At 67.5% G+C, this 12,364-nt stretch carries 15 protein-coding genes; 6 read left to right on the top strand and 9 right to left on the bottom strand.

Annotation, left to right across the window (positions count from 1 at the left end; genetic code table 11):
* Window positions 1-17 precede the first annotated feature (17 nt).
* Together ACZ6SD_RS28995 and ACZ6SD_RS29000 are read left to right on the top strand one after the other, a co-directional pair.
* Window positions 18-1,145, top strand: coding sequence for a fatty acid desaturase family protein (locus ACZ6SD_RS28995; RefSeq protein WP_465320190.1), 1,128 nt, complete (start codon window positions 18-20; stop codon window positions 1,143-1,145).
* A 13-nt stretch (window positions 1,146-1,158) separates the two neighbouring features.
* Window positions 1,159-1,383, top strand: a complete 225-nt coding sequence (locus ACZ6SD_RS29000; RefSeq protein WP_465320191.1) for a hypothetical protein — start codon at window positions 1,159-1,161, stop codon at window positions 1,381-1,383.
* 54 nt (window positions 1,384-1,437) lie between these two features.
* Here ACZ6SD_RS29000 and ACZ6SD_RS29005 read toward each other — a convergent pair whose 3' ends face one another.
* Both ACZ6SD_RS29005 and metG read right to left on the bottom strand, forming a co-directional pair.
* On the bottom strand, window positions 1,438-1,800 hold the full coding sequence (locus ACZ6SD_RS29005) for an Imm1 family immunity protein (protein WP_465320204.1): 363 nt from the start codon (window positions 1,798-1,800) through the stop codon (window positions 1,438-1,440).
* A 42-nt stretch (window positions 1,801-1,842) separates the two neighbouring features.
* The gene (gene metG, locus ACZ6SD_RS29010; RefSeq protein ID WP_465320192.1) at window positions 1,843-3,360 is read right to left on the bottom strand and encodes a methionine--tRNA ligase; all 1,518 of its coding nucleotides are present in this window, start codon (window positions 3,358-3,360) and stop codon (window positions 1,843-1,845) included.
* Window positions 3,361-3,704: 344 nt separating this feature from the next.
* Here metG and ACZ6SD_RS29015 point away from each other — a divergent pair, with 344 nt between their 5' ends.
* Window positions 3,705-4,292 (top strand): NucA/NucB deoxyribonuclease domain-containing protein, encoded by a 588-nt coding sequence (locus tag ACZ6SD_RS29015; protein ID WP_465320193.1) that lies wholly within the window; start codon window positions 3,705-3,707, stop codon window positions 4,290-4,292.
* Entirely contained in the window at window positions 4,280-4,882 is a 603-nt protein-coding gene (locus tag ACZ6SD_RS29020) for a DUF6461 domain-containing protein (RefSeq protein WP_465320194.1), read from the top strand. The genes ACZ6SD_RS29015 and ACZ6SD_RS29020 overlap by 13 nt, the downstream gene beginning before the upstream one ends.
* Window positions 4,883-5,054: 172 nt before the next feature.
* On the opposite strand, the gene ACZ6SD_RS29025 is transcribed toward ACZ6SD_RS29020, so the two are convergent.
* The 6 genes from ACZ6SD_RS29025 to ACZ6SD_RS29050 all read right to left on the bottom strand — a co-directional run bounded on the left by ACZ6SD_RS29025 (window position 5,055) and on the right by ACZ6SD_RS29050 (window position 10,432).
* Complete coding sequence (locus ACZ6SD_RS29025; protein WP_465320195.1) at window positions 5,055-5,249, bottom strand: DUF397 domain-containing protein; 195 nt, start codon at window positions 5,247-5,249, stop codon at window positions 5,055-5,057.
* A gap of 96 nt (window positions 5,250-5,345) precedes the next feature.
* The gene (locus ACZ6SD_RS29030; RefSeq protein ID WP_465320196.1) at window positions 5,346-5,540 is read right to left on the bottom strand and encodes a DUF397 domain-containing protein; all 195 of its coding nucleotides are present in this window, start codon (window positions 5,538-5,540) and stop codon (window positions 5,346-5,348) included.
* Entirely contained in the window at window positions 5,537-6,418 is an 882-nt protein-coding gene (locus ACZ6SD_RS29035; protein WP_465320197.1) for a helix-turn-helix domain-containing protein, read from the bottom strand. Before ACZ6SD_RS29035 ends, ACZ6SD_RS29030 begins: the two co-directional genes overlap by 4 nt.
* A gap of 372 nt (window positions 6,419-6,790) precedes the next feature.
* A complete protein-coding gene (locus ACZ6SD_RS29040; protein ID WP_465320198.1) occupies window positions 6,791-8,344 on the bottom strand; it encodes an acetolactate synthase large subunit in 1,554 nt (517 codons plus the stop codon).
* A gap of 30 nt (window positions 8,345-8,374) precedes the next feature.
* The gene (locus ACZ6SD_RS29045; RefSeq protein ID WP_465320199.1) at window positions 8,375-9,748 is read right to left on the bottom strand and encodes an FAD-binding oxidoreductase; all 1,374 of its coding nucleotides are present in this window, start codon (window positions 9,746-9,748) and stop codon (window positions 8,375-8,377) included.
* A 102-nt stretch (window positions 9,749-9,850) separates the two neighbouring features.
* Window positions 9,851-10,432: a TIGR03086 family metal-binding protein gene (locus ACZ6SD_RS29050; protein ID WP_465320200.1), complete on the bottom strand. Its 582-nt coding sequence runs from the start codon at window positions 10,430-10,432 to the stop codon at window positions 9,851-9,853.
* Between the two features lie 80 nt (window positions 10,433-10,512).
* Between ACZ6SD_RS29050 and ACZ6SD_RS29055 the strand changes: the two genes are divergently transcribed.
* Window positions 10,513-11,280: a DUF6597 domain-containing transcriptional factor gene (locus tag ACZ6SD_RS29055; protein WP_465320201.1), complete on the top strand. Its 768-nt coding sequence runs from the start codon at window positions 10,513-10,515 to the stop codon at window positions 11,278-11,280.
* Window positions 11,281-11,334: 54 nt separating this feature from the next.
* Complete coding sequence (locus ACZ6SD_RS29060) at window positions 11,335-11,772, top strand: GNAT family N-acetyltransferase (RefSeq protein WP_465320202.1); 438 nt, start codon at window positions 11,335-11,337, stop codon at window positions 11,770-11,772.
* Window positions 11,773-12,090: 318 nt separating this feature from the next.
* On the opposite strand, the gene ACZ6SD_RS29065 is transcribed toward ACZ6SD_RS29060, so the two are convergent.
* Window positions 12,091-12,364 (bottom strand): pentapeptide repeat-containing protein (locus tag ACZ6SD_RS29065; RefSeq protein WP_465320203.1); only part of this gene is annotated, 274 nt, incomplete at its 5' end.

Here is a 12,364-nt window from a genome sequence, read left to right on the forward strand (position 1 = left end):
CCTCTGGGAGCCCACGCATGAGCCGCACCACCCCCACCCTGACCCCCGAGCAGTTCGAGGAACTCGGCCGCGACCTCGACGCGCTGCGCCAACGAGTCCTCGACGACCTCGGCGAGGCCGACCGCAAGTACATCTACGACATCGTCAAGGTCCAGCGCGCGCTGGAGGTCGCAGGCCGCGGCCTGCTGTTCGCCGGGTTCTTCCCGCCCGCCTGGATCGCGGGCGTGACCGCGCTGTCGCTGTCGAAGATCCTCGACAACATGGAGATCGGCCACAACGTCATGCACGGCCAGTACGACTGGATGCGCGACCCGGCCATGAACTCCAAGATGTTCGAGTGGGACAACGTGGCGCCCGCGGAGAACTGGAAGCACTCGCACAACTACATCCACCACACCTACACCAACATCCTCGGCAAGGACCGCGACATCGGCTACGGCGTCCTGCGGATGGACGAGGAGCAGAAGTGGCGCCCGTACTACCTGGGCAACCCGGCGTACGCGTTCGCGCTCATGCTGTTCTTCGAGTGGGGCGTCATGCTGCACGACCTGGAGTTCGACCGGCTGGTATCCGGCGAGAAGAAGTGGTCGGAGACCGCCGGGGTGCGGCGGCGCATCTGGCACAAGAGCGTCAAGCAGGTCATCAAGGACTACGTGCTGTTCCCCGCGCTGACCGGCCCGCAGTTCGTCTCCACCCTGGTCGGCAACGCCGCGGCGAACCTCATCCGCAACGTGTGGGCGTTCAACATCATCTTCTGCGGCCACTTCCCCAACGGGGTGGAGACCTTCACCGAGGAAGAGACGAAGAACGAGACCCGCGGCCAGTGGTACTACCGGCAGATGCTCGGCTCGGCGAACATCAGCGGCAGCCCGCTGTTCCACATCATGTCGGGCAACCTGTCACACCAGATCGAACACCACCTGTTCCCCGACATCCCGGCGCGCCGCTACCCGCAGATCGCCCCCGAGGTCCGCGCGATCTGCGCCAAGTACGGCCTGCCCTACAACACCGGCGGCCTGACCAAGCAACTCCGCTCGGTCGCGAAGAAGATCTTCAAGCTGGCGCTGCCGGACAGCCTCCGCGGCAAGCCGTCCCAGCCACCCGCCGGTACCGTCGGCAACGGCCGCGCACTGCGCGCGGCGTGAGGGAGGGACCGCCATGGTCAGTGAGTTCGAACGCACCAAAGACACCATCCAGGAAATCACCGAGTCCGCGGCCACCCACGTCGGCCGCATCGCCCAAATCATCACCGGAGCCATCCGCGACGTAGCCCGCGAAATCGGCGACTGGGCCACCGACACCATCGAAATGCGCGAAGCAGCCCAACGAGCCGCGGCCGACCACAAACCGGCCCGGCCGGTGATCGTGGACGAAGAACCGTAGCCTGGCCAGGTTTCAAGCGGTCCGTTCTCACCCCGTGAGGGCGGGCCGCTTGGACTACTGTTCTTCTTTCCATTCGACGGATGTGGGCCTTTTGCCACCGTTGGCGAAGTACTCGTGCAGAGCTTGACGCACGGTGTCGAGGGGAAGAAGCGCCCAGTCTGATATCTCAAGGTCACCGTCCATGAACGAGTAGACCGTGGTGGCTTTGTTGTCGGAGTCGGCGCCAGGGTGTACCAGGCCCCGGGCCAGTCCGACTCGGACCGGCGTGCGAGCGTCACCCGCGAGAAGCAGTTCAACGGCGATCTGGCAACCGTATCGGTCGGCCATTTCCAGCCAGGTGTCGATAAGTGCGTCCAGTTCGTCATGTGTACGCACGGGGACACCGGTCTCGGCGTGCTCCGTTTCCTGTTCCTCGATATACCTTGCGGTAACCGCGTGACATACACGGACTACTCGGCGCTAGCTGAGGGCTGGCTCCTCGATGCGGGGGAACAAGGGTTGTGGCTGCGGGAGTTTGCCGTCGTGCTCTTGGACTTGGGCGGTGACACGGGCTGCCGCATCGGGGAGGAAGGGGGTTAGTTCGTTGGCGGTTGTGCGGATGGCGTGGATGAGTAGGGCGAGGGTGTCGCTGAGTTTGCCGCCCGCGGTGGTGTCGCCGGTTTTCTCCGCTTTCGCCAGGGTCCATGGGGCGGCCTCGACCACGTGGCGGTTTGCCTCGTCCACGATTTTCCAGATGGCGGCGGTGGCGCGGCGGAAGTCGAACTCGTTCAGGGCCGCGTCTACCGCGTTGGGAGCGGAGGCGATGGCGTCAGCTAGGGCGCCTGCCGGGAGTTTGGCGGGCAGCGTCGGGACTGCGCCGTCGCGGTATTTGTGGATCATGCTGACGGTGCGGTTGACCAGGTTTCCCAGGCCGTTGGCCAGGTCCTCATGGTAGCGGCTGACCAGGCGGTCGATGGTGAAGTCGGCGTCGCCGACTCGGGGCACCTCGCGGACGAGCCACCAGCGTAGGGCGTCGACGCCGTACTGGGCGGCGATGGCCACTGGGTCGATGGCGTTGCCGAGGCTCTTGCCGAGTTTGCGGCCGTCTACGGTCAGGTAGTCGTGCACGAAAATCGTCTTGGGCAGCGGCTCGCCCGCGCTCATGAGCATCGCGGGCCAGTAGACCGCGTGGAACCGGACGATGCCCTTGCCGATGACGTGGGTGCGGTCGTCGGACTCGCGCCACCAGCGCTGGTAGTTCTCGCCGTCCGTGCCGTAGTCGAGGGCCGTGATGTAGTTGCCGAGGGCATCCCACCAGACGTACATCACCTGGCCGGGATCGTCGGGCACCGCGATGCCCCAGCCGCGGGCGCGCTCGGTCGACCGGGAAATCGAGAAGTCCTGCAAGCCGCTGTTGATGAAGCCGAGAACTTCGTTGCGGCGGCTCGGCGGCTCCACGCGAAGCTCACCGGACTCGATCAGGTCGCGCAACCGATCCTCATACCGGGACAGCTTGAAAAACCAGTTCTCCTCACTGACCAACTGCGGCGGGGTCAGGTGCTCAGGGCACCGGCCGTCGACCAACTCGGACTCGGCGTAGAACTGCTCGCAGCCGACGCAGTACAGGCCCGAATAGTGCTTGCGGTACAGATCGCCGGACTCCTGCGTGGCCCGCCACAACCGCTCGACACCCACCTTGTGCCGGGCATCGGCGCTGGTGCGGATGAAGTCGTCAAAACTGATCCGCAGCGGCCCCCGCAGGTCATGGAAAGCCGCCGCGTTCCGCTCGACCAACTCGGCTGTCGGAATGCCCTCCGCCTCGGCGGCGATCGCGTTCTTCAGCGAGTTGTCGTCGGTGCCGGTCAGGAACCAGACCTCATGCCCACGGTGCCGCCAGTGGCGCGCCATCACATCAGCCTCGACCAGTTCCATAGCGAAGCCCAAGTGCGGCTTGGAGTTCACATACGGGATGGCCGTCATGATGTAGCGGCGTGGCATCAGGTGTCTCCTGGTTCACGAGTTGCGGAGACACCAGGCTATCGGGGACGGCAAACGGAAAAGCTGTGATCAGCTAGAGCTGGACCAGCGATAGGAGATGTGACGATCTCGGTGGAGAACGCGCTCTTGGTGGTGGCATTGCGTCACGAGTCGGCCGTATGCCCGCGAGCAACCGTCGCCGGGTTTTGCGTCCGACGGGAGTACGGCAGCGCGCGACCCTGGGTCAGAGAGTGATCGCGTCGGCACGAACCGTTACGCTCAGAGCGGCCGGGGCGCACGTTGCACCGGACACAACTGGCGAGGGGCATCTGGTGGGGACGCGAAGCAAGGGCAGCCTGTTGCCGGTGGCAGTCATCGTGGCCGCTGTCGCGGCGTTCGGCGGAAGCGCCGTCATCGACACCATGACCGGGCTGCTGAGTAGGACGACCGGTGGCACCGCGATACTCGGCGAGAGCGACATGCGCGTGATGGTCGCGGGTGATGCCGAAGAGAACGCACGCCAGTGCACATTGCGGCAGCTCATCAGCGACAAACAGTGTGGTGAATACCGGGTCGTGGTGTTCAGCGCGGAGAAAATGCCGTTTATCACCCGTAATATATCGCAGGCATGGGAGGACGGAAGACCCAGCATTCTGACCATGAACCGCGCCAAGCAAGGACCCAACCGCGCGAAAGCGTGTGGAAGGTTTCGGAAGCAATACCCGAATGGCAGTTGTGACGAGTATCCCATGGCGGCAACGGAAGAAGGTGGCGACGGCGCCCTTATAGACGAGGTGCCACTACGGGAAAACAATTGCCAAGGCGGTACAGTGAAGCCGCAATATCCGGAAGAAGGCGCGAAGTTCCTCGTGATCATCGCCCAGCCCGACAAGATCGCTCAGCACCCTTACCAGGGCGTGGACATCGCCAAGGAATCGACATGCGGGATTTGATGAGTAAGTACAGGTGGGCGGACACCGCGTACGACTTGGCACTGACGGTGGCGGTGGTTGAGGGGCGCACGGCTGCCGATCTGGCCAGCGTTTACGGGGACCATTCGGGTGAGCCGGTGGGGGCGCTGTCGTTCAACGAATCGGAGGTGCCCGAACAGGATTTCGGACGATACTTCACGTTGCGGATACGGGAGGTGGGGGCGTCTCTCGTCGCGGTGGAGAACAACGGGTGGAGTGGAAGCATTCCCGAAATAGCGCGGCGGGCGTCCCGCGGCGGGGGCCGATTCTTCAGCGTGTACTGGAATGTCAATGGGTTGTCGCACGTCACACAGGCGGTCGACGGCAAGGTTGTCGCCTTTTTTGAACCACTGTTCGCCAGCGGAAAGCCGCAGGTGGGCGACGTTCACCCGCACTGGCTTCGGGGCGAAGCCTTCGATCCCGAGCACTACAAATCCGCCAGTCTCGCCGCCATGGAAGAGCAGACCGGGGTTGGCTTCGAGCGGGCGTGGCTGGACGAGAAGCTGCCCACATACCGGATTCCCGACCCGGACGTGATGTTGAAAGACGTGGAGAACGCCCGCCTACCGTAGCCGGGGCCCAGGTCGGGTGGTCGCCGTCTCAGGGGGAGGCGGACGCGGGAGGCCGCCGCTGTAGGGCACGGACAGAGGGAACCGGGGTCGTTGTGGGCGGGAGGGTGGCGCGCTGTGGTGAGGCGTTCCGGGGCGGGGAACGCCCCACCGGTCGTTTGCTGTGGGGGCGAGATCAGGCGGTCAGGCCGCGCACGAAAACGTCCCACTGGCGGGCGTCGAAGAGCAGGACCGACTCGGTGCCGCCCAGCTTGCTGTCCCGGGTCGCCACCTCGCCGTCGCCCAGGAAGGCCACCTCGACGCACTCACCGTTGGGGGCGCTCCGGGTGCTCTTGAACCACCGGGCGTCGGCCAGCTTGTCACCGCTCATGGGGCCATCTCCCTTGCCGTGTCGGGGGCGCAGCGCCGTGGTGAGGCGCTCGCCGTCCTGGCGAACGCCTCACTCTAGCGGGCCTGACAAGGTCTCTCAGGCGTTCAGCGTGCGGACGAAGGTGGTCCACTGGGGGGCGTCGAAGAACAGCACGGACTCGGTGCCGCCCAGCTTGCTGTCCCGGGTCGCCACCTCGCCGTCGCGCAGGAAGGCCACCTCGACGCACTCACCGTTGGCGACGCTCCGGCTGCTCTTGAACCACCGGGCCTCGGCCAGCTTGTCACTGCTCATTGTTGCCGCATCTCCCTTGCCACTTTGGCGATGTAGTTCACGGACTCCACCTCGCTCATCGAGGCTTCCCAGAGGTCCGCGAACGCCTCACTGTAGCGCTTGATCTCGTTCGGCTTCTCCAGGAACGCCGCCCCAGTGAAACCCTCGACGTAGACCGTGGTCGGCTCGGAGCGAGCACCGTTCGGCAGGATTGGGAAGTCCAGCTTGGCGAACGGACCAGTCATGGCCCCCGGATGAATACCGGCTGAGAACGGTATCACCCGAATTGTCACGTTGTTCCGCAAACTCATTACGACGAGATGCCGAAGCTGCTCGACCATCACCTCGGTTCCGCCGATCAGGCGATGCAGGACGGCCTCATTGAGCACGATCTTCACCCAGAGTGGACGCAGTACACGAGACACCAACACCTGCCTGGCTATGCGCAGCTGCACCTGCGACTCGACCCGCTCTGGGGCCGCGCCAGCCTCGATCGCGGCGCGGGCGTAGCGCTCGGTCTGGAACAGTCCCGGCACCACCTCCGTCCAGTAGCCCTCAAGCTCGGACGCCGCGTCTTCAAGACCCACGTAGAGGTCCAAGTAGTCGGGGATGGAGTCGCTGTAGCTCACCCACCAACTGTTGGCCTTGGTCTCCTTGGCCAACTCCATCAAGGCAACCGTGGTCTCCTCCGGAGCGCCGTAGGCCCGGCACATCATCTCCACCTCGTTGCTGCGCATGGAGGTCACCCCGGACTCAATCCGCCACATCTTGACCTCGGACCACTCGAACTCCAGCGCAGCCGCCTTCACCGAGAACCGCGCCCTGCCGCGCAGGTCCCGCAGGTAGCGGCCCAACTGGCGGCGAGGCACCGTCGACCCCTTCGCGTCCTCGTCAGACACCCTTCACCCCATTCCTCAACGACGCCGATCTTGCATTCGCGATGAAAGATTCTCCGCGTCTACTGTGAAAGCCAATCAAACGGATAATCCGTATTATTGCCTGATCCCTGGTCGGAAGTCTCGCACTTCGCTCCGTTGGCGTGTTTCCGGGGCCACCCACCGACCACGGCCAGGATTCCACCAGCACGGAAAAACAAGGGCGCGCGCGATTTCACGAAACGGCGCAATGGCGGCGCGGCGCGCAAAGAAACAAATAGACAGCACGGGGCCGCGCCCGGGGGATGACACCAACCCCGGGCGCGGCTCAGCTTGGCCAACTATAGGAAACCACGGAGGCCGTGCGGCGTGAGCACCGGCCCCCTGAGGCGACGGTCAGATCAGGGACGGGACCATGGCGTCGATGAGGTGCGGGCCGGGCTCGGCGAGGGCCTTGGCGAACTGCTCAGCCAGTTCCTCCGCCGTGGTGGCGCGGGTGGCGGGCACGCCCATGCCCTCGGCCAGCTTCACGAAGTCCATGTCCGGCTTGGCCAGGTCCAGCAGCGAGTTCGCGGCGGGACCGGCGCCCTCCGCGCCGACGCGCATCAGCTCCATGCGCAGGATCGCGTAGGCGCGGTTGTTGAGGATGACCGTGGTGACGTTGAGGTTCTCCCGGGCCATCGTCCACAGCGCCGAGATCGTGTACATCGCGCTGCCATCGGACTGGAGGCAGATCACCGGGCGGTCGGGGCAGGCGACAGCCGCGCCGACCGCCACCGGCAGGCCCTGGCCGATGGCGCCGCCGGTGAGGGTGAGCAGGTCGTGGCGGGGGGCGCCGACCGTGGTCATCGGGATCATCAGGCCGGAAGTGTTGGCCTCGTCGGAGATGATCGCGTTCTCGGGGAGCAGCGCGCCGATCACCGGGGCCCAGTTCTGCGGCGTGAGTTCGCCGGTGGGCAGCTCAGGGCGGACGGGTTCCTGCAAGACGGGGGCGGTGTCGGGGGCGACGGCCTCGGCCAAGTCCGCCAACGCGCCCGCGGTGTCCTCGCCCAGGTCGGCCAGGACGTGGACTTCGCAGCCTTCGGGGGTCAGCTCGCTGGGCTTGCCGGGGTAGGCGAAGAACGACACCGGAGCCTTGGCGCCGACCAGAACCAGGTGCTTCACATCGGTGAGCTGCCACTGCACCTGCTCGGCGAGGTAGCCGAGACGGTCGAACGCCGGAAGGCCCGCGCCGCGCTCAAGGCGGGCCGGGAAGGTCTCCACGAACACCTTGACACCAGTCGCGGCGGCGATCCGGCTGGCCGCCAGCAAACCCCGTTCACGGGTCGCGCCTGCGCCCAACAAGACCACAGTGGACTCACCGGAGCGCGCGATGTCGGCGATCGCGCGCACCCGTTCCGCCTCAACCGGAACCGGGACCGGCGGGGCCACGGGCTCGGCGACCTGGCCGCCGTCGCCCCAGGAAACATCCGCCGGGAGAACGAGATTGGCGATTCGACCCGGGGCGGTCATCGCGGCGGCGACAGCCTCCGCCGCGTCCTGGCCCACGGACGCGGTGTCGGTCGACGTGCGGTTCCAGCCGTGCGTCCAGCCGTTGAGCGCGTCGATATCGGACTCCAGCGGCGCGTCGAAACCCTTGTGCGGCAAGGCATGATCGCCGATGACGTTGACGATCGGGGTGTGCGCGCGACGGGCGTTGTGCAGGTTCGCCAAGCCGTTGGCCATGCCGGGGCCCAGGTGCAGCAGGGTCGCGGCGGGCCGGTCGGCCATCCGGGCGTAACCGTCAGCCGCGCCGGTGACCACGCCTTCAAACAGCGCCAGCACACCGCGCATCTCGGGGACCGCGTCCAAGGCCGCCACGAAATGCATCTCCGAGGTGCCGGGGTTGGCGAAACACACCTCGACCCCGGAGCCGACCAACGTGCGGATGAGTGACTGTGCGCCGTTCATACCCGTCCTTCTCTTGCCTGCCAGGGGAAATCAGTCGAACAGGACGCCGGGGTTGAGCACACCCGCCGGGTCGAACGCCAGCTTGATCCGGCGCATCAGCTCGATCTTCGCCGGGTCTTCCAAATCCAGGAAGTACTTCTTCTTCGCGTGCCCGATGCCGTGCTCGCCGGAAATCGCGCCACCCAAAGCCATTCCGGCCTCGAACAGGCCGCGCAGCACCGTCGCCCGCTTCTCCGGGTCCTTCTGGAACACCGCCAGGTGCACGTTGCCGTCGCCCGCGTGCCCGCAGCCGACGACGAAAGTCTCATTGGCCTGGGCGATCGCGGTGACCTTGGCCATGAACGCGGGCAGCGCGGCACGCGGCAGCACGGTGTCGATCACATCGTCGGCTCCGGCGCCCTTGGCCGTGTAGAACGCCTTCTCCCGCGCCTCGATCAGCTTGCGCGCCGAGCCGCCGGGCAGCACGTACGCGTCGACCGCGCCGAGGCTCGCGAGCAGTTCGCCCGCGGTCTGCACGTCGGCGTCGAGCCGGTCGGCGTCGCGGTTCTCCAGCATCACCACGAGGTACGCCTGGGAGGTGTCGCGCACCTGGTCGGGGATGCCCAACTGGAGGTCGGCGGTGTAGGTGATCGCGCCCATGGTCATCGCGTCGATGTATTCCAAGATGAGCGGGCCGAGGCCGGAGCCGACCACTTGGGGCACCGCGCGCACGACCGCGTCGAGGTCGGCGAACGGCGCGAGGATCGTCGCCTGGTGCGCGGTGCGCGGCTGGAGCTTGAGAATGGCCTCGGTGACCAGGGCGAGGGTGCCCTCGGAGCCGATGATGAGCTGGGTGAGGTCGTAGCCGGTGCTGGCCTTGACGAACTTGCCGCCGGTGCGCAGGACCTCGCCGGTCGCCAGGACGGCTTCCAGACCCAAGACGTGGTGGCGGGTGACCCCGTACTTGACCGCGCGCATCCCGCCCGCGTTGGTGGCGACGGTGCCGCCCAGGCTCGCGCTCAGCTCGCCGGAATAGACCGGGTAGACCAGGCCTGCTTCGGCGGTCCGTTCCTCCAGCTCGTGCAGCGTCACACCGGGCTGGACGACGGCCACGTGGTTCTCGGTGTCGATCTCCAGAATCCGGTTCATCCGCTCGAACGACACCAGGATGCCGTCCGCGCGGGGCACGGCCGCGCCGGAAAGCCCGCTGCCGGAGCCGCGCGCGGTGACCGGGACACCCGCCGCGCTCGCCGCCTTGAGCACCTCGGCGACCTCGGCGGCCGACGACGGGGTGACGACGAACGCGGGCAGCACCGGCTCGGCGCCCAGCGACTCGTCATGCGCGTAGTCCGCCGACGCGTCCGCGCCCGCGCGCACGTGACCCGCGCCGACGATCTCCGCGAGCCTGGCCCCGAAGTCGGTCATGGGAACTCCCTTCCCCGCCGCGGCCACCATCGGCCCCGGCGCGGCCCACGATAGTGGCCTGGCCCGGACTCCGTCGCCTGCCGACGGAGTCCGGTCGCGGGACTACGGCCGCCAGGACGGGTCCCGGCCGCTGACGGCCAGCGCCCTCTCCAGCGTCGACGCGCCCTCGGCCACCGGGACCTCCGGGCCGAAGACGCCGTACTCGCGGCCCTGCTCGGCCATCGACTCGACCCCGCGCAGCGCCGCCTCGGCGACCTCGGGGGCGACGGCGAAGTCCTGGCCGGTGGCGGTGGCGAGGTCCCAGCCGTGCAGGACGAGTTCGCCGAAAAGCATATCGTGGATGAAGGCGGCGGGACGGGGGTCGCTCATCATGACCGTCTCGCCGTCCAGCGCGCCGGGGGCGTCCCAGGCGGCCACGGCACCGTCGAGCAGGGTGGCGAACCGGTCGGGCCAGTCGCCGTCCGCGGTGAAGTCGCGGGTCTCGTCCTCGGAGCCGTCGCCGGGCGGGGGCAGCCTGCGGGCGGTCCGCTCGGAGACGACGGCGCTCCACAGGGTGAGGTGGTTGGCCAGGTCGCGGACCGTCCAGTCGGGACAGCAGGTGGGCAGGTCGAACTGGTCGGGCTTGACGTTGCGGGCGATCTCGACCGCGCTCGCGGCGGCCTTCGCCATGAGGGTCTGTTCCATGCGGCGAACGGTAAGCGGGGGCGGGGCGGGCGGTATTGAAGAAACACGACACTGTCGGTGGGGTGGTTTACCGTCGTGGCATGTCGCTGACCATGCGCAAGGGGGTGCTCGACCAGGACACCGCGCGGACCAAGTTCAGGCTGCGGACCGTGCCGCCTTCACCCGGGCTGGCGCCGTTCGTGGAGTACCACTGGGTCGTGTCGTGGGACCTGGCGGACGAGTACGAGCAGCGGATCGTGCCGCACCCGAACGTGCACCTGGTCTTCCAGCCGGAAGGGGCCGCGCTCTACGGGGTGTTACGCGGCCAGTTCCGCAGGCGGCTGGCGGGCCGCGGGCACGCGCTGGGCGTGCGGTTCCACGCCGGGGGCTTCCGGCCGTGGCTGGGCGGGCCGGTGTCCGCGCTGACCGACCGCACGGTGCCCGCGGCGGAGTTCTTCGGCGTCCCCGCGCCGGAGCTGGCCGACGCGGACGACGCCGCCATGGTCGCCGCCGCCGAGGCGTTCCTCTTACCCCGCGCGCCGCGTGCCGATCCGGTCGTGGCGGAGGTGCGGGCGTTGGTCGCCATGGTGTCCGACGACCTGTCCCTGACCCGCGTCGACCGGCTCGCGGGCGCGGCCGGGCTGACGGTCCGCTCGCTGCAGCGGCTGTTCAGCGAGTACGTCGGCGTCGGCCCGAAGTGGGTCATCCAGCGCTACCGGATGCACGAGGCCGCCGCCCGCGCCGAAACCGGCGGGAATGTCGACTGGGCCGCCCTGGCCGCCGAACTGGGCTACAGCGACCAGGCGCACTTCACCCGCGACTTCACCGCCACCATCGGCACCTCCCCTGCCCGCTACGCGGCCGGGTGAGCCGCATCCAAAAAGGAGTTCACCACCTGACACAAGGCTGATTAGTTTGCCCCCATGAGCGAACACGACCTGGACGACGACCCTGGCCGCGTGGACTTCGAGGCCGTCTGGGCTTACCTGTCCACGGAGCCGTACTGGGGCCGCTGGCGCACGCGCGAGCAGGTCGCCGCCCAGATCGCCTCCGCGTGGCGGGTCGTCGGCGCGTACCACCGGGAGACCGGCGCGCAGGTCGGCTTCGCCCGCGCCATCTCCGACGGCGTGGCCTTCGCTTACCTGAGCGACGTGTACGTGCTCCCGTCCGCGCGCGGGCACGGCCTCGGCAAAGCACTGGTACGCACCATGATCGACGACGGCCCGGGGGCCAATTTCCGCTGGGTCCTGCACACCCTCGACGCCCACGGCCTCTACCGCCCCTTCGGCTTCACCGAGCCCGACGCGAAGGTCCTGGAACGCCCCTCCCGCATCCCCGGCAGCGAGTTGCCGACGGTGTGACCGACTAGATCGCTTCGTGGGGAAGACGCGAGCTAGGCTGGCGTTGTGCCTGATGCACGAGGCCGCCCCTCGCGCCGAGACCGGTGGGAATGTCGAGTGGGCCGCCCTGGCCACCGAACTGGGCTACAGCGACTTCACCGCCACCTCCCCCGCTCGGTACGCAGCCTTGGACGGCCCGGGTGAGCAGAGGCACGTGACGCGGATTATGGGCCTCAGTCGAATGGCCTGCCCACAATGATGGGCAAGAAGATCACACTGCGGGAAACCGGTTTAGCGGCCGATCGGCATCGCCGGATTCGGTCCGCCGCAAGCCCGGTTTCACCACCAGGCGCCGACCGTCGCGGAGTCCTTCACCGCACGGTCGGCTTTGGTGTCTCGGTTGTGTGTGGCGTCGGTGAGGTTGGCGCCGGAGAAGTCGGCGTGGCCGAGGTCCGCGTAGTCGAAGTCGGCTCCGATCATGGTTGAGCCGGAGAAGTCCGTGCTGTTGAGTGTGGCGCTGTCGAGTCTGGCTCGGGTGAAGTCGGTGTTCTCGGCGAAGACGAAAGCGTCCAGGTGTGCTCGGTAGAGGGATGCGTCGATCAGGGTGGCGTTG

This window comes from Actinokineospora sp. NPDC051303 (assembly GCF_055586285.1).

What these genes read in the sequence shown, in the direction of transcription:
- ACZ6SD_RS28995 (WP_465320190.1), top strand. Translation starts at nt 18, where the DNA reads ATGAGCCGCACCACCCCCACCCTGACCCCCGAGCAGTTCGAGGAACTC.
- ACZ6SD_RS29000 (WP_465320191.1), top strand. Translation starts at nt 1,159, where the DNA reads ATGGTCAGTGAGTTCGAACGCACCAAAGACACCATCCAGGAAATCACC.
- metG (WP_465320192.1), bottom strand. Translation starts at nt 3,360, where the DNA reads ATGCCACGCCGCTACATCATGACGGCCATCCCGTATGTGAACTCCAAG.
- ACZ6SD_RS29020 (WP_465320194.1), top strand. Translation starts at nt 4,280, where the DNA reads ATGCGGGATTTGATGAGTAAGTACAGGTGGGCGGACACCGCGTACGAC.
- ACZ6SD_RS29025 (WP_465320195.1), bottom strand. Translation starts at nt 5,249, where the DNA reads ATGAGCGGTGACAAGCTGGCCGACGCCCGGTGGTTCAAGAGCACCCGG.
- ACZ6SD_RS29030 (WP_465320196.1), bottom strand. Translation starts at nt 5,540, where the DNA reads ATGAGCAGTGACAAGCTGGCCGAGGCCCGGTGGTTCAAGAGCAGCCGG.
- ACZ6SD_RS29040 (WP_465320198.1), bottom strand. Translation starts at nt 8,344, where the DNA reads ATGAACGGCGCACAGTCACTCATCCGCACGTTGGTCGGCTCCGGGGTC.
- ACZ6SD_RS29045 (WP_465320199.1), bottom strand. Translation starts at nt 9,748, where the DNA reads ATGACCGACTTCGGGGCCAGGCTCGCGGAGATCGTCGGCGCGGGTCAC.
- ACZ6SD_RS29050 (WP_465320200.1), bottom strand. Translation starts at nt 10,432, where the DNA reads ATGGAACAGACCCTCATGGCGAAGGCCGCCGCGAGCGCGGTCGAGATC.
- ACZ6SD_RS29055 (WP_465320201.1), top strand. Translation starts at nt 10,513, where the DNA reads ATGTCGCTGACCATGCGCAAGGGGGTGCTCGACCAGGACACCGCGCGG.
- ACZ6SD_RS29060 (WP_465320202.1), top strand. Translation starts at nt 11,335, where the DNA reads ATGAGCGAACACGACCTGGACGACGACCCTGGCCGCGTGGACTTCGAG.